This window comes from Trinickia sp., from assembly GCF_051953955.1.
Lineage (GTDB): Bacteria > Pseudomonadota > Gammaproteobacteria > Burkholderiales > Burkholderiaceae > Trinickia.
Genome location: NZ_JBQCIF010000116.1, coordinates 69,722 through 87,059 on the forward strand (window position 1 = coordinate 69,722; position 17,338 = coordinate 87,059).

Sequence of the window (17,338 nt, forward strand, 5' to 3'; positions counted from 1 at the left end):
ACGACATTTAGAGGGCGTCGATCGATGATGCATAGTTTGCGCGCCCGTTTGCTTTGCTGGGTGCTGCTGCCATTGGCGGCATTCATGTTCGTGGCGGGGGTGATGGCCTACGATGCGGCGCGCGAGACGGCCGATCTCACGCAGGACAACGCGCTGCTCGATTCGGCGCGCACGATCGGCGAGGACGTTCAATGGATCAACGGCGAATTGATCGCCGAGATTCCGCCCGCGGCGCTCGAAATGTTCGAGTCGCCTTATCAAGATCATGTTTTCTATCGGGTGGAAGCGGGCGGCGATCGGTTGTTGGGCGGCACGCCCGAGCTTGAGCTGCCGAGCGACGGGCATGCTTCCTATCCGGTGTTCTACGATACGACGCTCGACGGGCAATCGATCCGCGCCGTAGCCTTTCGGCGGCAAGTCTACAACGCGGGTGAGGCGGTTCCGGTCGTCGTCGTCGTCGGCAAGACCCAGGCGTCCCGTGAAGGCATGCTGGCGCAGCTATGGCACCCGCAAGTCATGCGGCAGGGCGCGATGCTCGTGCTTGCATTGCTGCTCGTGCTGATCGGTTTGACGACCGAGCTGCATCCGCTCATGAAGCTGAAGAACGACGTGGCCGATCGCGATCCGATGCAGCTCGAGCCCGTGCGCGCCGATCATTTGCCCACCGAGTTGCGTCCGATCGTCGATGCGATCAACCAGTGCATCGCACGGCTCAAGCTGCACACGGTCACTCAGCAGCAGTTCATCGCCGATGCCGCGCATCAGTTGCGCACGCCGTTGACGCTGCTCGACACGCAAGTGGAGTGCGCGCGCCAATGTCTGGCGGATGGGCCTGCGCTGTCCGATGCGCTCGTGGGCATTCACCGCACGAGCCGCAAGATGACGGAAATCACGAATCAGTTGCTGCTGCTCGCGCGGGCGGAATCGGCGCCGTCGCCGGCGCCGAACCTCGCAGTCGACATGACGCACGTTGTCTCGTCGGTGCTCGAGGAATTGATTCTGTCCGCGCAGCGCCGCGAAATCGATCTCGGCGCGGAACTCGAGGGCGATCTGCGCGTGGCGGGCAGCGAGCAGCTGTTGACCGCGCTCGTCGACAATCTCGTCGACAACGCGATTCGATACACGCAGAAGGGTGGTGCCGTCACGGCGCGCTGCCGGCGCATCGGCGAGGAAGTCGTCCTCGACGTCATCGACAACGGCCCCGGCATTCCTCCCGAAATGCGCGCGCATGTTTTCGAACGCTTTTACCGCGGGAAGTCGGACGTGGAAGGAACGGGGCTCGGCCTTGCCATCGTGCAGCGCATCGCGCAATCGCACGGGGGGACGGCCACGGTTGCGCCGGGCGAAGGGCGGGTGGGGCTGGTGGCCACCGTGCGCTTGCCGGCTTGGAAGGATTGAAACGATGAAGCTGCTGCTCGTGGAAGACAACGCCGATCTATCGCACTGGATCGTCAATTTCCTGCAAGGCGAGAACTTCACCGTCGATTGCGTGCCCGACGGCGAATCGGCCGATGCCGTTCTGCTCACGGAACGCTACGACGTCATATTGCTCGACATGCGGTTGCCGCGCATGAGCGGAAAGGATGTGCTCGCGCGGCTGCGGCGCCGTGGCGACAACGCGCCGGTGCTGATGCTCACGGCCCACGGATCGATCGACGACAAGGTCGATTGCTTCAGCGCGGGCGCCGACGACTACGTCGTCAAGCCGTTCGATGCGCGCGAGCTCATTGCACGCATCAAGGCGCTGATACGCCGCCAGGCGGGCGGCAAGTCGACGTCGCTCGTCTGCGGCGATTTGCACTACAACATGAATACGCGCGAGTTCAGCCACCGCGACGTGCCGCTGGCCCTGCGCCGGCGCGAGCATGCGATTCTCGAAGCGCTGATGCTCAAGCAAGGCAAGACCGTATCGAAGACGGCGCTGATGGATAGCGTCTACAGCTTGGAGGACGAGCCGAGCGCGGACGCCATCGATATTTACATTCATCGCTTACGTAAGCACCTGACTCATTCGACAGCGCAAATCATGACGCTGCGCGGACTTGGCTATGTGTTGCGCGCCAAGGACGGCTCCTAATGATCGGTGTAATCGATTCGATCGACGAACTTTAAGTGAAAGTACTTAGTTGTACTAAACATACACGAAAGGAGCGTGAAGGATAGCGGCGCATACGATTGTCTCCATTGCGGCGATGCCAAGCGAAGCACCTGATCGATGCACGGCGTGCTTGCGCAAGAACACAATTTCAACGCAGTAAAGAGGAGACGATCTTGAAAAAGACGTATCGTACATTGGCGCTGACGGCTGGCGCTTTGGTGGCAACGGGCGCGCACGCGCAATCGAGCGTTCAGCTCTATGGTTTGATGGACTTGAGCGTCCCGACCTATATCACGCATGCCAATGCGAACGGCGATCACGTGCTCGGCATGGGCAACGCCGGCGAGCCGTGGTTCAGCGGCAGCCGCTGGGGCGTGCAGGGCAAGGAAGATCTGGGTGGCGGCAACAAGCTGATCTTCCGGCTCGAGAGCGAATATGTCGTTGCGAACGGCCAGATGGAAGACTCGGGCCAGATTTTCGACCGCGATGCATGGGTCGGCCTCGAGAACGACACCATCGGTAAGTTCACGGCAGGCTTCCAGAATACGATCGCTCGCGACGCCGCCGCGATCTACGGCGACCCGTACGGCAGCGCCAAGCTGCGTTACGAAGAAGGCGGCTGGACGAACTCCAACAACTTCAAGCAGATGATTTTCTACGCGGCCGGTGCAACCGGTACCCGTTACAACAACGGTCTCGCGTGGAAGAAGTTGTTCAGAAACGGCTTGTATTTGAGCGCGGGCTACGCTTTCAGCAACTCGACGGCATTCGCCAACGGTAGCACGTACCAAGCTGCAGTCGGCTACAACGGCGGTCCGTTCAACGTGGCCAGCTTCTACAACCACGTCAACAACTCGGGCAACACCAATCAAGCGTGGTCGATCGGCGGCAACTACACGTTCGGTATCGCGCGCGTGAACGCCGGCTACTTCCGCTACTTGGGCAATCAAGGCTCGCTCGGCCAACGTCAAGACAATGCTTGGACGGTGTCGTTCAAGCTCGCGCCGAAGGGCGCGCTCGACTACGAAGTCGGCTATCAGCAAATGCGCGTGCACAACGCGGCCTACAACACGGACGGCAATATTCTCAACGCCAATACCGCTGCCGCGTTCGATCCCACGCAAGGCGTCCACAACGGCTTCAAGGAAACGCTCTACGCCTCGACGTTCTATCACCTCTCGAAGCGCACGGAACTGTACTTGGCCGGCGACTACATGAAACTGCATGGTGGCTACACGGTCGGTACGACGTTCCGCCGAAACACCCAGCTCGAGTTGACCTCGGGCATCCGCACTCGCTTCTGATTCTCCTGACCTCCTCCAAGACGTTGCCGGCTTCGGCCGGCAATTCAAAGGCGGCAGCGAGCGATTCGCTTGCCGCTTTTTTTTCGTCGATCGAAGTGAGCGCTCTATCGCTCGACTCCGATCCCGTGCCGAGCATCCAGCCGCATTGGTGCTCGAGCACGTCACTCCGGTCTCATGCAACGCTGGGAAGACAGCATGGCAAAGACGACAAATATTCGTGCTGCATTGACCGCGACGGTCCTTGGTTACACCGGGGCGCTCATTTTGGTCATTGCCGCGTCGATAGCGGTACTTCAATCGGCCAACGTCGCGTTCGAGAGGATGTATCACGGCGAGACTGCCGCATTGACTTCGCTCTCTGAGAGCACCGACGCCTTGCTGCAGGCGCGCGTCGATCTCGGCGCCTACGAAACGCTCGTCGCGCAGGGCAAGCCGACCGGTCCCACGCTCGAGCGCGTCCATGCGGCGCTGGCCGAGAGCGAGCGCGCGCTCGCGACGTTCAACGCGCTGCCCGTCTCCGACGCCGCGGAGGCCTCGCTCGCCGACGCATTGCGCGCGGCGCGGGAGAAGCTGATCAAGCAGGTGGTGGGGCCGGAGGTCTCGGCGCTCGATCAGGACGACTTCGCGTCGTTTCGAATGGTCGAGCGGCAGGCGCCCGAGACCGTTTTCGCGGACTACAAGCTCGCGGCTCGGCAACTGATGAATTTTCAGGTGCAGGCGCAAAGCCGGCACTTCACGGCCTTGCACGAACGTTTTCGCAACCTGCTCGGGTTGTTTACGGTCGTCGGCTTGGCGTCGGTGGTATTCGCCGTGCTCGCACGCACATTCTTGCGTGCAGCCGTGATCAAACCGATCGGTGCGGCCATCGATCATTTCGAGCGCATCGCCAAGGGCGATCTGACGTCGACGATCGAGGCGTCGCACGGCGGCGAGATGGCCCGGCTGATGGCAGGGCTCGCGCGCATGCAGCTGAGCTTGGCCGCCGCCGTCACGCGCGTGCGCGACGGCACCGCCGAAATCCGCCATGGCGTGCATGACGTCGCGAGCGGCAATGCCGACTTGTCGGAGCGAACGGAACGCCAGGCAGCGGCGCTCGAGCAAGCGGCCGCCAGCCTCGAAGCATTGACGGCGACCGTCTCGGAAAACGCCCGCCATGCGCGTGAAGCGAACGCCGTCGCCGAGACGGCATCGGCGACGGCCCATCGCGGCGGCGAGGTCGTGGGCGAGATCGTCGACGCGATCGCGGATATGTCCGCCGATTCCGAGCACATCGTGGACATCATCGGAGCGATCGAGGGCATTGCGTTCCAAACCAATATCCTCGCGCTCAATGCAGCGGTCGAAGCCGCGCGTGCGGGAGAAGAAGGGCGCGGATTCGCCGTCGTGGCCGGCGAAGTGCGTGCGCTGGCACAGCGCTCGGCTGCCGCGGCCAAGGAGATCCGCGCCTTGATGACGGCGTCCGTGGCGAAGGTGCAAGGCGGAACCGAGCTTGCCGAGCGCGCCCGCGCCACGATGGCGCAGGTGGTTCAAGCCGCGCGCGAAGTGACGCAGATCGTCTCCGAGATCAGCGCGGCCTCGGAGCGCCAATCGTCCGGCATCGACGAAATCAGCCGGACCGTATCGCACATGGACCGCGCGACGCAGCAAAACGCCGCGCTCGTCGAAGAGGCGGCAGGCGCTGCGGCTTCGCTCGAGGAGCAGGCTCGGATGCTCGACGAAGCGGTGGCTGCCTTTCGCTTGCGCGGGGACGGCGCGACGGCTCCGGTGCGTGCGGCGATACCGCACGGCGGGCCGCAGACTCACTCGTTCAACCCCGCATGACGACCCTCGATCATCAACCGGATCACCCCGCACTCTCCCGCGGTACCGGCTTTCGGATCATCGGCACGACACACGGCGGCAAGCCGTTCCGCCCGGGCGACTGGGCCGAGCGGCTCGCCGGCGTCATCACGCTGTTCGTCAAGGAGCGCAAGCCCGGGTGCAGCGTGGCTTCGGCTTGGCTGGCCGTGCCGTTCGTCGACGGCGGGCACAGGTGCTTGAGGGTGTCGGCGGCCCTAGCCGAGACCTGCCCCGAGGCGTTCGACTTCGTCATGCGATTTGCGAGGGACAACGAACTGCAGGTGTGCGCCGACGAGTGAACGGCGAATGACCGGCGAATGACCGGCGAGCGGGCATGGCTGACACTCCGATCCGCCGTCCCGAGCCGATTGCCCACGCTTGCGCTTTTTTCTGCCAATTTCTGCCAATTGCCGATCACCGGCTTGCGGGCGTCTCTCGCGGCGCGGCAAACTGCCGTTTGCTACGCCGTTCCCGTTTGATTCGTCAATTCCCACCCAGAAGAGAGGCCTCGATGCAATTGATCGGCATGATGGATTCCCCATTCGTACGTCGCGTCGCCGTTTCGATGGCCGTGCTCGAGATCCCGTTCGAGCACCGGTCCCTGTCCGTGTTTCGTCATTTCGATCAATTTCGCGAGATCAACCCGACGGTCAAGGCGCCGACGTTCATCGACGACGACGGCACGCAACTGATCGATTCCACGCTCATTCTCGACTACCTCGATCAGCGCGCCGCGCCGGAAGAGCGACTGATGCCGCAAGATCCGACGGTGCGCCGGCATGCACTGCATTTGATCGGTTTCGCGCTGGCCGCCTGCGAGAAGACCGTGCAGATCGTCTATGAGCGGAACCTGCGCCCGCAAGATAAGCAGCATGCGCCGTGGCTCGAGCGCCTGCAGACGCAACTGGCGGCCGCCTACGGCACGCTGGAGCGCGACGTGGCGACGGCGGGGGCGGGCGCTTGGCTGTGCGGTGGACGGCTCACGCAGGCCGACATCACCGTGGCCGTGGCTTGGCGCTTCACGCAGCACATCCTGCCGGGCGCGATCGAGCCCGCCCGTTATCCGGCGCTGGCCGCGCTGTCCGCGCGCGCCGAGGCGCTCCCTGCGTTCGTCGGGGCGCCGCTCGAATGACGGCTGCTTCGGTGTTTAGGCGCGGCGGGGGGCGTGAGCCGCGATTGTTCGCTTCTCATGACTTCTGACTTTCGATTTAGTGCATTTATCGGCTTCGCGCGCGTCCCTACAATGGCGATCAAGGTTGCAGACAGGGCATAGGCTGCCCCGCTGGTAGACCCCAGGAGAGTCGCCATGAAGAAGCTCATCGAACAACGGCTGTATAGCCCGACCGTCGTCTTGCCGATGGTCGAGCTCATGGAATTGATGGTGTCGCTCGATTTCAATCTCGGGCAGGTGGGCGCCGTCATGGCGACGCGCGGCGCGCGTGCGGCATTGCACCGTTCGCGCGGGCTGCTCGGTCATCACGCAAGGCATGTCGCGGCGGCCGCCTGAATGCCCTCTAGTGCCCAGTTGACGTCTAGCCAATCCTGGTAACGGCGACGTTTCGTTGACGGAGATACGGAGGAGGCGTTTCAGCGTTTCAGAGGCGCTTTCGGGCCGAGCCTCCTCGGGCTCGGCGCCAGCCGGCCGAACGTTCAGCCCTGCGTGGGCGGCACGTATCCGGCCGCTTGATCGGCACCTTCGCCGAAAAAGAATTTTTCCGTTTGTTTCATCAGATACTGGCGCGCGCGCGGATCGGCCATGTTCAGACGATTTTCGTTGATGAGCATCGTCTGTTGCTTGAGCCAAGCTTGCCACGCTTCCTTCGATACGCCTTCGTAAATGCGCTTGCCCAGATCGCCGGGCAGCGGCGGAAAATCGAGTCCTTCGGCTTCCTTGCCGAGTTTGACGCATTGAACCGTGCGGGCCATTGTTAGTTTCTCCTATGGTCGGTGGGCCAGGCAGCCATGCCTATGAGGCCGAATGGGGGGGCCGTTGAGGGGCCCGTTGCGCAGCGTGGTCGTTCGCAGCTCAGAGCTGCTTCATCAGAACGAGCGATTTACGCTGCCAGTTATAGAGTCGGCGCCGGTCTTCGGGCAGATCGTCGACGGTGACCTTGACGAAGCCGCGCTTCAAGAACCAGTGCTCCGTGCGCGTCGTCAGCACGAAGATTCGCGTGAGCCCGCGCGCGCGAGCGCGCTGCTCGATGCGCTTGAGCAGCCGCTCGCCGTCGCCGGCGCCTTGCGCGTCGGGCGCGACCGTGAGGCACGCCATTTCGCCGATACGCTCCTGCGGGTACGGGTAGAGCGCCGCGCAGCCGAACAGCACGCCGTCGTGCTCGATCACCGAGAAGTGATCGATGTCGCGCTCGATCTGATGGCGGCCGCGCTTGACGAGCGTGCCGTCCGACTCGAGCGGCTCGATCAGCGTGAGAATGCCGCCGACGTCGTCGGGTGTGGCTTCGCGCAGGCTTTCGAGGTTCTCGTACGAGACCATCGTGCCGACGCCGTCGTGCAGAAACAATTCGAGCAGCAGGCTGCCGTCGAGCGAATAGGGAATGATGTGCGCGCGCGGCACGCCGCCGCGGCACGCGCGCACCGCATGCTTCAGATAGAACGCCGAGTCGCCCTTGACCTCGCCGCTGTCGAGCAGCTTGTAGGCGTCGTCGAGCGAGAGTTCCTGCGTGAGCTCGCCCGCCTCGTTGACGAGGCCCGGCGTTTCGGTCAGGAAAATGATCTTGTCGGCCCGCAGCGCGATCGCGGCGGCCGAGGCGACGTCTTCCATCGACAAGTTGAACGCCTCGCCCGTCGGCGAGAAGCCGAGCGGCGAGAGCAACACGAGCTTGCGGCTCGCGAGCGAATGCTTGATCGATTCGGCGTCGACCTTGCGCACGATGCCGGTATGCTGGAAATCGACGCCGTCGAGAATGCCGACGGGCCTCGCGGTGACGAAGTTGCCCGAGACGACGCTGATGTGCGCATGGGCCATCGGCGTGTTCGGCAAGCCCTGGCTGATCGCCGCTTCGATGTCGAGCCGCACTTCGCCGGCCGCTTCCTTGGCCGATTCGAGCGCACGCGCATCGGTGATGCGCATGCCGTGCGAGAACTCGGACTGCACGCCGTGCAAGTTCATCTGCTCTTCGACCTGAGGGCGCGATCCGTGCACGAGCACGATCTGAATGCCCATGGCCTGCAGCAGCGCGATGTCCGAGACGAGCGCGCTGAGCAGCCCCTCATGGACGACTTCGCCTCCGAAGCCGACGACGAACGTCTTGTTGCGGAACGCGTGGATATACGGTGCGACCGATCGCATCCAGTCGACGAACTGGGCGGGCGAAACGGCGGCGGGCTCGGGCGCCGGTGAACGGGCCGGAGCGCTTTCCGGCGGGGGGGCGAGGTCGGTTTGCGAATTCATCCCGGGATTATAATGCGCCCCCATGTCGAACGTATCCAAAAGTCCGGCCGCGAATGAGGTCCGAGCACCGCGCGCGCCGAGCGCGAAGCGCGCCGAGCATTCGCGCGGTCCCGCCGTCCCGCCCAATCCCGTTCCACCGATCGATTTTCCGGCCGCGCTGCCCGTCTCGGGGCGGCGCGAGGAGATCGCGCGCACGATCCGCGACAATCAGGTCGTGATCGTCTCGGGCGAGACGGGCTCGGGCAAGACGACCCAACTGCCGAAAATCTGCCTGTCGCTCGGCCGCGGCCGCGGCGCGGGCGGCACGGGCCTCATCGGCCATACGCAGCCTCGCCGGATCGCGGCATCGGCGACGGGGCGCCGTATCGCCGAGGAGCTCGGCACGCCGTTCGGCGAAGTCGTCGGCTACAAAGTGCGGTTCACCGACAACCTCGCACCGGGCGCATCGGTCAAGCTGATGACGGACGGCATCTTGCTGGCCGAGACGCAAACCGATCCGCTTTTGCGCGCCTACGACACGCTCATCATCGACGAGGCGCACGAACGCAGCCTGAACATCGATTTTCTGCTCGGCTATCTGAAGCAGATTCTGCCCAAGCGGCCCGATCTGAAGCTCATCGTCACGTCGGCGACGATCGATGCCGACCGTTTCGCTCGCCACTTCGGCACCGAGGAGCGGCCGGCGCCGGTGATCGAGGTCAGCGGGCGGCTCTATCCGGTCGAGATTCGCTATCGGCCCGTCGAGGAGGCCAGCGCGGCGATCAAGTCGGCGCAGGGCACGACGGGGCGCGAGCGGCACGGCCCGGAGCGGGCCGAACGCGCACGCACGAGCCGCGACGCCGATCGCGACCTCATGGAGGCGATCGTCGATGCCGTCGACGAACTGTGCCGCGAAGGTCCGGGCGACGTCCTCGTCTTCTTGCCCGGCGAGCGCGAAATCCGCGAAGCCGCGGAAGCGCTGCGCAAGCATCATCCGCCGCATACGGAGATCTTGCCGCTGTTCGCGCGGCTGTCGGCCGAGGAGCAATCGCGCGTGTTCAAGCCATCGAATGCGCGGCGGCTCGTGCTCGCCACCAACGTCGCCGAGACCTCGCTGACCGTGCCGGGCATCCGTTACGTCGTCGATACGGGCCTCGCGCGCGTGAAGCGGTACTCCTACCGCAACAAGGTGGAGCAGTTGCAGGTCGAGCCGATCTCGCAGGCGGCCGCGAATCAGCGGGCAGGGCGCTGCGGCCGGGTGGCCGACGGCATCTGCGTTCGCCTGTTCGAAGAAGCCGACTTCCAGGGGCGCGTGCGCTTTACCGATCCCGAGATCCTGCGCTCGTCGCTGGCGGCCGTCATCTTGCGGATGAAATCGCTGCGTCTAGCGGAGATCGAGTCGTTCCCGTTCATCGAGCCGCCGCCGGGCCGTGCCATCGCGGACGGTTATCAATTGCTGGCCGAGCTCGGTGCCGTAGACGAAGACAACGCGCTGACGCCGCTCGGCCAGGAGCTCGCGCGCTTGCCGCTCGATCCGCGCGTGGGGCGCATGATCCTGGCCGCACGCGATCAGCACGCGCTTGCCGAGGTGCTGATCATCGCGAGTGCGCTTTCGGTGCAAGATCCGCGCGAGCGGCCGGCCGATGCACAGGAGCAAGCCGATGCGGCGCACCGGCGCTTTGCCGACGAACGCTCGGAGTTCTTGCAGTGGCTCGGTATCTGGAAGTGGTTCGGCGAGGCCGTCGCGCACAAAAAGTCCAACCGGCAGCTCGTCGACGCATGCCGTGCGCAATTCTTGTCGCACTTGCGGCTGCGCGAGTGGCGCGACGTGCATTCACAACTGCTGACGGTCGTGCGCGAGCACGGCTGGCGCTTGAACGAGAGCGAGGCGACGTTCGAGCAGATCCATTTGGCGCTGCTGACGGGCTTGCTCGGCAACATCGGCCTGAAGGCCGACGACGAGCCGCACTATTTGGGCGCGCGCGGCATCAAGTTCTTCCTCTGGCCGGGCTCGACGCTCGTGAAGAAGGCCGGGCGGTGGGTCGTGGCCGGCGAGCTCGTCGAGACGAGCCGGCTCTATGCGCGCTGCCTCGCCAAGATCGAGCCCGAGTGGATCGAAAAAGTAGCGGGCCATCTGCTGAAAAAGCAGTTGTCCGAGCCGCATTGGGAAAAACGGGCGGCGCAAGTGACGGCATTCGAGCGGGCAACGCTCTACGGCTTGCCCATCTATCACCGTCGCCGCATCGCGTTCGGGCGCCAGGACCCCGCGCGGGCGCGGGAATTGTTCATCCGCGGGGCGCTCGTCGAAGGCGAATTCGACACGAAGCTAGCATTCTTCGCGCACAACCGAAAGCTGCTGCACGATATCGAACAGCTCGAGCACAAGTCGCGCAGGCAGGACGTGCTCGTCGACGACGAACTGATCTTCGCGTTCTACGATCAGGCGTTGCCGGGGGGCATCCATACCGGTGCCGCGTTCGAGCGGTGGTATCGCGACGAGGTGAACAAGAGCGGGCAGTCCGAAGATAAGCTGCGCCTGCTTTATCTGTCGCGCGACGACCTCATGCGTCACGAGGCGGCCGGCGTGACGACGGACCTATTCCCGAAGCGCATGACGATGGCAGGCAGCGAGATGGGGCTCGGGTACCATTTCGAACCGGGCTCGCCGCGCGACGGCGTCACGCTCACGGTGCCGCTGTACGCGCTCAATCAGGTCGATCCGCGCCGCGTGGAATGGCTCGTGCCTGGCATGCTGAAGGAGAAGGTGCACCTGCTGCTCAAGTCGTTGCCGCAGAAGCTGCGCCGGCATTGCGTGCCGCTGCCCGAGTACGCGGCGGGGTTTGCCGCACGTCACGAGGCGCGATTCGGCGCCGGCGGACTCGTCGAGGCGCTGATCGCCGACGTGCGCGAGCAGACGCAAATCGCGCTCAAGTCGACCGACTTCAAGCTCGAGACGCTGCCCGCGCATCTGTTCATGAATTTCAAGATCGTCGACGAGCACGGCCGGCAACTGGCGATGGGCCGGAATCTCGCGCAGCTGCGCTCGGAGCTCGGCGCGGACGCGCAGCGGCACTTCCAGAGGCTGGCCGCGGGCGCGGCGCTCGCGGTGGGCGGACCTGCACGCGGTGCGCCGGACGGCACATCGCCGCCGGGCGGTGCCCGGGCGGCCGATGCGCGCCGGCCCGATGCCGGCGCTTCGGCGAATGCGGCTCCGGGCGCCGGTACCGCCGTGGCAGCCACGGCGACCGCGCTCTATGACAATCTGACGACGTGGAATTTCGGCAAGCTGCCCGAGCTGCTCGAGATTCGCCGTGGCGGACAGACGCTGTTCGGCTATCCGGCGCTCGTCGACCGGACGACGCACTGCGACGTCGAAGTGTTCGATTCGCCGGAACAAGCGGCGCAGATCCACCGGGCCGGGCTGCGGCGCCTGTTCGCATTGCAGTTGCGCGAGCCCATCAAGTACCTGGAAAAGAACCTGCCCGGCTTGCGCGAGATGGCGATGCAGTTCATGCCGCTCGGCACGCAGGAGATGCTGCGCGATCAACTGATCGAAACGGCGCTCGATCGGGCCTGCCTGCAAGCGCCGCTGCCCGACGACGACGCGAGCTTCCACGCGCGCCGCGACGAGGGCAAGGGCCGGTTGTCGCTGCTCGCGCAGGAAATCGCGCGCCTCGTCGGGCACATCCTCGGCGAATACGCGGCCGTGACGAAAAAGCTCGCGCAGGCCAAGCCGTTCGCGGCCGCCCATGCCGACATGCAGCAGCAACTGCAGGCGCTGATCGGCAAGCGGTTCGTCGTCGACACGCCCTACGCGCAGCTTTCGCATTTTCCGCGCTATCTGAAAGCGATCGGGCACCGGATCGACAAGCTCAAGGCCGATCCGGCGCGCGACGCGCGCGCGTTCGCCGACATGCAGCCGCTCCTCGTGCAATACCAGCGCGCGCAGTCGGCGCGCGGCGGGGTGGCCGATGCCCGGCTCGCGGAATTTCGCTGGCTGCTCGAGGAATTGCGCGTGTCGCTGTTCGCGCAGGAACTGCGCACGCCGATGCCGGTCTCCGTCAAGCGGCTGCACAAAGTGTGGGAGTCGATGCAGCGATGAGCCGGGGTGGGGCGATCCCGCCCCACAACGTCGTGCGTCTTCTCTTCGCGACACGTCGCCGGTTTTTTGGATTCAGGTCAACCGCGCCGTGGCGCAAACGTTTTATGATGGCGGCGGTTTTCTAGAAGAGTACCCATGTCGATTTCCTTTCTTTCTTGCGCGACGCATGCCAAACGGCTCGCCGGCGCGCTTGCGGCCGCCTGCGTGGCGGTCGCGGCGGCATCCCCCGCGGCACACGCGGACGACGTCATCGTCCTCAATTCCGGCGAAGCGACGCTGTCGCTGATCGATCAGGCGACCGACCAGATCGTCGGTCAGAAGATTCCGACGGGCAAGGAGCCGCACCATTTGATGCTCACGCCCCAGGGCCGCTCGCTGATCGTGGCCAATTCGGTATCGAACGATTTGATGTTCGTCGATCCGAAGACGGGCGCTCTGCAAAAGCGGATCGAAAACATCGAAGATCCCTATCAGCTCGGGTTCTCGCCCGACGGCAAGTGGTTCGTGACGACCGGGCTGCGCCTCGATCATCTCGACATCTACTCGTACGATGTGAAGACCGACACGCCGACGCTCGTGAAGCGGTTGCCGCTCGCCGCGATGCCGAGCCACATGGCCTTCACGAAAGACGGCAAGACCGTGTTCGTCACGCTGCAGATCTCGGGGCAAGTGGCGGCCGTCGATCTGCCGACGCAGACGGTGAAGTGGAAGATGAACGTCGGCAATACGCCCGCGGGCCTGTGGCTCACGCCCGGCGACAAATACCTGCTCGTCGGCATGACGGGCGAGGACGACGTCGCCGTCATCGATTGGCGCAAGCAGTCGATCGTCAAGCGGATTCAAACGGGCAAGGGCGCGCACAACTTCCGCTCGCTCGACGACGGCGTGCACGTTGCCGTGAGCAACCGCGTGGCCAGCACGATCAGCATCATCGACGAAAACACGCTCACGAACGTCGGCGACATCACGGGCTTGATGCCCGGCCCCGACGACATGGAGCTCACGCCCGATCGGCGCTATCTGTGGGTGACGTTCCGCTTCGCCAAGCACGTCGGGATCATCGACATGAAAACGCACAAGCTCGTCAAGACGATTGCCGTCGGCCGCTCGCCGCACGGCATCTTCTTCTACGACCGTGCGCCGGTGACGGCGCCGAACGGCGCTTGACGGGGGCGTTGCCGGATGCTCCATTCGATTGCCTCGCCGCTCGACGGGTTCGTTTCGTCACTGCAGACGTGGCTCTATATCGACCTCGTCCAGCCGCTGCTGTTCAAGTTCGGTTGGATGGACTACGACGAAGATACCTACGACGCGTTGTATCCCGTCATCGTCGGCTTGCTCACGATCGTGACGATGTACGTGCTCCTGCGGCCGCTCGAAGCGTGGCGGCCCGTCGAGCGCTGGACGAGCCGCAAGGGCGTGCGCGTCGACGTGTTCTATACGTGGCTCTCGAAGCTCGGGCTGTTCAACCTGTTCTTCTTCGTCTTGTTCCAGCCGATCTTCGACAAGACGCAGGTTTGGCTGCGCTATCACGGGATCGCGAACATCAATCTCGACACGCTGTGGCCGGGCGTCACGTCGCAACCGCTCGTTGCGTTCGCGATCTATCTGATCGTGCTCGATTTTGCCGGCTACTGGTTTCATCGCTGGCAGCATCGGTTCGGGCTCTGGTGGGAGCTTCACGCCGTCCACCACAGCCAGCGGCAGCTTTCGCTCTGGAGCGACGATCGCAATCACCTGCTCGACGACGTCTTGCAAGCCGGCTTTTTCGCGGCGATCGCGATTGCGATCGGCGTCGCGCCGGCGCAGTTCGTCGTGCTCACGGCCGTCACCAATTTTGCTCAGAGCGTGCAGCATGCGAACGCTCGCCTGCCGTTCGGCCCGCTGCTCGAGCGGCTCATCGTCAGCCCCTCGTTCCATCGCCGGCATCATGCGGTGGGCTATGGCCACGAGGGAACGGCCTACGGGTGCAATTTCGGTGTGCTGTTCCCCTGGTGGGATATGCTGTTTCGAACGGCATCGTGGAATCGCACGGTCGAACCGACCGGCATCCGCCAGCAATTCGAGGGCGAAACGTATGGAGAAGGGTTCGTCGCGCAGCATTGGCTCGCGTTCGTGCGGATCGCGCGGCGGCTCCGCCTGCGGCGCGCGGGCGAGGGCGGGGCGTCCGCCGCTTGAAGGGGCGCGCGCATGAGCGACTTTTTGCGTGCGCTGGGCAAAGCCGCGGCCAGCATTTGGCACCCGCGCATGCTCTGGCTCACGTTCATGCCGTTCCTCGTTGCCGCCGTGGGCTGGGGTGCCTTTTTCTGGTTCATGTGGCAGCCGCTCGTGGGGCTTGCGCGCGGCTGGCTCGCGCTCTCTTGGCTCGGTGCGACGCTCGACCACGCCTTCGACTGGGTGGGCCTGTCCGCGCTGCATGCGGCGCTCGCGCCGTTCATCGTCATCGCGCTGTCGATTCCGCTCATCGTCACGACGGTGTTGCTCCTCATCGCCACGATCTCGATGCCGCTCGTGATGCGTCATCTGTCCTTGCGGCGTTTCGCCGATCTCGAGCAGCGCCGCGGCGGATCGTGGTACGGATCGCTGGCCCATGCGCTCGTCACCACGGTCGTGTGCATCGTGCTGTTCGTCGTGACGCTGCCGCTGTGGCTGTTTCCGCCGCTGTTCGCCGTGATTCCGCCGCTGTTGTGGGGCTGGCTGACATACCGCGTCATGACTTATGACGCGCTCGCGCTGCACGCGAGCCGCGCCGAGCGGCGGGCGCTGATTCGGCGCCATCGCGGGCCGTTGTTCGCGATCGGCATCGCAACGGGGCTGATGGGGACGGTGCCCACGTTGATTTGGGCCTGGTCCGTCTGGCTCATCGTACTGTTCCCGGTGATCACCGCCGCGACGATTTGGATCTATGCGTTTATCCTCGTGTTTTCGGCGCTGTGGTTCGGCCACTATTGCCTGGACGCGTTGCAGCGCCTGCGCGCCGACGAGGCGCTTCCATCCACTTGAGGGCGGTCTATGGCATTTGGCGTGATCATCATCGGCGATGAAATCCTTTCAGGCCGGCGCGTCGACAAGCATTTGCCGAAGGTCATCGAATTGCTGAGCGCGCGCGGTCTCGCGCTCGGCTGGGCCGAATACGTCGGCGACGATCCCGCGCGCATCGAGGCGACGCTCGCGCGGACGTTCGCCTCCGGCGACATCGTCTTCTCGACGGGCGGGATCGGCGCCACGCCCGACGATCACACGCGCCAGTGCGCGGCCCGGGCCCTCGGCGTGCCGCTAGAGCTGCATCCGGAGGCGGCCGACTTGATTCGGACGCGCATCCGGGACATGCAGGCGGCCTCGGGTGCGGCCGGCGCGTCGCAGCCGCTCGATTTCGATTCGCCCGAGAACCGCCATCGCCTGAACATGGGCGTGTTCCCGCGCGGCTCTGCGATCATCCCGAACGGCTACAACAAGATTCCCGGGTTTTCGGTGGGCGATCATCATTTCGTGCCGGGCTTCCCGGTCATGGCCTGGCCGATGATCGAATGGGTGCTCGACACCCGCTACGCGCATTTGCACCACGCGGTTGCGCATGCCGAGCGCTCGCTCTACGTGTTCGAACTCATGGAATCGACGCTGACGCCGCTCATGGAGAGGATCGAAGCCGATTTTCCGGGCGTGCGCGTGTTCAGCCTGCCGAGCGTCGGGGATGCCGAGCGCGGCGGCGTCTTCGCGCGGCGGCACATCGATCTCGGCGTCAAAGGGGAGCCGGAAGCGGTCGCTGCCGCGTTCGTCAAGCTCAGAGAGGGCGTGCATCTGCTCGGCGGCGATATCGTCGAGCCGGAAGCTTGATTTCATTACTGCCGGCGCGGGTTCGATGTCGACAAGCGAGCCGGTACGGCCCGCCTCGCCTCCCATGAACGTGAGCGGGCCTTACGCCCCCATCCACGGCAATCCGCGGAAGCACCAGCCCGTGACGGTCTTGCGGTGGCCGTTGCCGTCCTTGTCGCCCTCGAATCCTTCGAGCAGATCGTAGGCGCGGCCGAAGCCCGCTTGCGCGGCTGCCGCCGCGGCCAGTTTCGAGCGCGCCGCGCTGCGGCACAGGAACAGGACCGGCGTGTCGGCCGACGGCAGGGCCTCTTTCAACTGATCGATGAATTCGGCATTGGGCACGCCGCCGGGATAGCGTGTCCATTCAATGTGCACGTACTGTCCGTCGCCGACGAGCGGCCGGCCCACCCAGTCCAGTTCCGCGCGCGTGCGCACGTCGACGAGGCGCGCGCTCGGCTCGAGCTGCAAGAGCTCGAAGGCTTCGTCCGGCGACACGGCACCCGCATAGGGCAGTTGGTGTTCGGCGCGGCGCGTGCCGGCCCGTGCGAGGATTTGTTCGAGCGAACTCATGGCGCGTGGGTCTCCTGTAATCCCTAAAGGGACATTCTAGCCCGGCTGTCCATGCGCGCTGCGCCCGGGTCTTTGCTAGCGGTCCCGCTGTTCGACCGCGCTAAAGAAGTGCAATTTGCGGCGCCATGCACCACAATGGGATGCGCGCACAAACATCGGGCTATCAGGCACCATATTTGTGCGTTCGCCCTTCCTTGACGGGGCGCACTGCGCGAAGCGGTGCA

Annotated in this window: 15 protein-coding genes; 12 read left to right on the forward strand and 3 right to left on the reverse strand. The window is 64.7% G+C overall.

The genetic code is table 11. The annotated features are described in order from the left end of the window. Positions 1-24 precede the first annotated feature (24 nt). From ACTHNZ_RS21645 to ACTHNZ_RS21675, 7 genes are all read left to right on the forward strand, one after another. Positions 25-1,398: a sensor histidine kinase gene (locus tag ACTHNZ_RS21645; RefSeq protein ID WP_440544634.1), complete on the forward strand. Its 1,374-nt coding sequence runs from the start codon at positions 25-27 to the stop codon at positions 1,396-1,398. A 4-nt stretch (positions 1,399-1,402) separates the two neighbouring features. After that, a complete protein-coding gene (locus ACTHNZ_RS21650) occupies positions 1,403-2,077 on the forward strand; it encodes a response regulator (RefSeq protein ID WP_440544635.1) in 675 nt (224 codons plus the stop codon). Positions 2,078-2,271: 194 nt separating this feature from the next. Then, positions 2,272-3,402, forward strand: coding sequence for a porin (locus tag ACTHNZ_RS21655; protein WP_440544636.1), 1,131 nt, complete (start codon positions 2,272-2,274; stop codon positions 3,400-3,402). Positions 3,403-3,597: 195 nt separating this feature from the next. Beyond that, positions 3,598-5,223 carry a methyl-accepting chemotaxis protein gene (locus ACTHNZ_RS21660; protein ID WP_440544637.1) on the forward strand — a complete coding sequence of 542 codons (1,626 nt, stop codon included), beginning with the start codon at positions 3,598-3,600 and terminating at the stop codon, positions 5,221-5,223. Beyond that, complete coding sequence (locus tag ACTHNZ_RS21665) at positions 5,220-5,540, forward strand: DUF3579 domain-containing protein (protein ID WP_440544638.1); 321 nt, start codon at positions 5,220-5,222, stop codon at positions 5,538-5,540. Before ACTHNZ_RS21660 ends, ACTHNZ_RS21665 begins: the two co-directional genes overlap by 4 nt. A gap of 212 nt (positions 5,541-5,752) precedes the next feature. Continuing rightward, entirely contained in the window at positions 5,753-6,373 is a 621-nt protein-coding gene (locus ACTHNZ_RS21670; protein WP_440544639.1) for a glutathione S-transferase family protein, read from the forward strand. Positions 6,374-6,547: 174 nt separating this feature from the next. Further along, positions 6,548-6,748, forward strand: a complete 201-nt coding sequence (locus ACTHNZ_RS21675; RefSeq protein WP_440544640.1) for a hypothetical protein — start codon at positions 6,548-6,550, stop codon at positions 6,746-6,748. A 143-nt stretch (positions 6,749-6,891) separates the two neighbouring features. Here ACTHNZ_RS21675 and ACTHNZ_RS21680 read toward each other — a convergent pair whose 3' ends face one another. Beyond that, positions 6,892-7,167, reverse strand: a complete 276-nt coding sequence (locus tag ACTHNZ_RS21680; RefSeq protein WP_440544641.1) for an oxidative damage protection protein — start codon at positions 7,165-7,167, stop codon at positions 6,892-6,894. A 100-nt stretch (positions 7,168-7,267) separates the two neighbouring features. Next, positions 7,268-8,650, reverse strand: a complete 1,383-nt coding sequence (gene argA / locus ACTHNZ_RS21685; protein ID WP_440544642.1) for an amino-acid N-acetyltransferase — start codon at positions 8,648-8,650, stop codon at positions 7,268-7,270. Between the two features lie 22 nt (positions 8,651-8,672). Between argA and hrpA the strand changes: the two genes are divergently transcribed. From hrpA to ACTHNZ_RS21710, 5 genes are all read left to right on the forward strand, one after another. Next, on the forward strand, positions 8,673-12,731 hold the full coding sequence (gene hrpA, locus ACTHNZ_RS21690) for an ATP-dependent RNA helicase HrpA (protein ID WP_440544643.1): 4,059 nt from the start codon (positions 8,673-8,675) through the stop codon (positions 12,729-12,731). A gap of 135 nt (positions 12,732-12,866) precedes the next feature. Then, positions 12,867-13,898, forward strand: coding sequence for a YVTN family beta-propeller repeat protein (locus tag ACTHNZ_RS21695; RefSeq protein ID WP_440544644.1), 1,032 nt, complete (start codon positions 12,867-12,869; stop codon positions 13,896-13,898). A 15-nt stretch (positions 13,899-13,913) separates the two neighbouring features. Further along, positions 13,914-14,909 carry a sterol desaturase family protein gene (locus ACTHNZ_RS21700; protein ID WP_440544645.1) on the forward strand — a complete coding sequence of 332 codons (996 nt, stop codon included), beginning with the start codon at positions 13,914-13,916 and terminating at the stop codon, positions 14,907-14,909. A gap of 12 nt (positions 14,910-14,921) precedes the next feature. Then, positions 14,922-15,734: an EI24 domain-containing protein gene (locus ACTHNZ_RS21705; protein WP_440544646.1), complete on the forward strand. Its 813-nt coding sequence runs from the start codon at positions 14,922-14,924 to the stop codon at positions 15,732-15,734. 9 nt (positions 15,735-15,743) lie between these two features. Beyond that, on the forward strand, positions 15,744-16,565 hold the full coding sequence (locus ACTHNZ_RS21710) for a competence/damage-inducible protein A (protein WP_440544647.1): 822 nt from the start codon (positions 15,744-15,746) through the stop codon (positions 16,563-16,565). A gap of 81 nt (positions 16,566-16,646) precedes the next feature. On the opposite strand, the gene ACTHNZ_RS21715 is transcribed toward ACTHNZ_RS21710, so the two are convergent. Next, a complete protein-coding gene (locus ACTHNZ_RS21715; protein ID WP_440544648.1) occupies positions 16,647-17,114 on the reverse strand; it encodes a rhodanese-like domain-containing protein in 468 nt (155 codons plus the stop codon). Positions 17,115-17,338 lie beyond the last annotated feature (224 nt).

Coding starts and splice junctions, on each gene's coding strand:
- ACTHNZ_RS21645 (WP_440544634.1), top strand. CDS start 25: ATGATGCATAGTTTGCGCGCCCGTTTGCTTTGCTGGGTGCTGCTGCCA.
- ACTHNZ_RS21650 (WP_440544635.1), top strand. CDS start 1,403: ATGAAGCTGCTGCTCGTGGAAGACAACGCCGATCTATCGCACTGGATC.
- ACTHNZ_RS21660 (WP_440544637.1), top strand. CDS start 3,598: ATGGCAAAGACGACAAATATTCGTGCTGCATTGACCGCGACGGTCCTT.
- ACTHNZ_RS21665 (WP_440544638.1), top strand. CDS start 5,220: ATGACGACCCTCGATCATCAACCGGATCACCCCGCACTCTCCCGCGGT.
- ACTHNZ_RS21670 (WP_440544639.1), top strand. CDS start 5,753: ATGCAATTGATCGGCATGATGGATTCCCCATTCGTACGTCGCGTCGCC.
- ACTHNZ_RS21675 (WP_440544640.1), top strand. CDS start 6,548: ATGAAGAAGCTCATCGAACAACGGCTGTATAGCCCGACCGTCGTCTTG.
- ACTHNZ_RS21680 (WP_440544641.1), bottom strand. CDS start 7,167: ATGGCCCGCACGGTTCAATGCGTCAAACTCGGCAAGGAAGCCGAAGGA.
- argA (WP_440544642.1), bottom strand. CDS start 8,650: ATGAATTCGCAAACCGACCTCGCCCCCCCGCCGGAAAGCGCTCCGGCC.
- hrpA (WP_440544643.1), top strand. CDS start 8,673: ATGTCGAACGTATCCAAAAGTCCGGCCGCGAATGAGGTCCGAGCACCG.
- ACTHNZ_RS21695 (WP_440544644.1), top strand. CDS start 12,867: ATGTCGATTTCCTTTCTTTCTTGCGCGACGCATGCCAAACGGCTCGCC.
- ACTHNZ_RS21700 (WP_440544645.1), top strand. CDS start 13,914: ATGCTCCATTCGATTGCCTCGCCGCTCGACGGGTTCGTTTCGTCACTG.
- ACTHNZ_RS21705 (WP_440544646.1), top strand. CDS start 14,922: ATGAGCGACTTTTTGCGTGCGCTGGGCAAAGCCGCGGCCAGCATTTGG.
- ACTHNZ_RS21710 (WP_440544647.1), top strand. CDS start 15,744: ATGGCATTTGGCGTGATCATCATCGGCGATGAAATCCTTTCAGGCCGG.
- ACTHNZ_RS21715 (WP_440544648.1), bottom strand. CDS start 17,114: ATGAGTTCGCTCGAACAAATCCTCGCACGGGCCGGCACGCGCCGCGCC.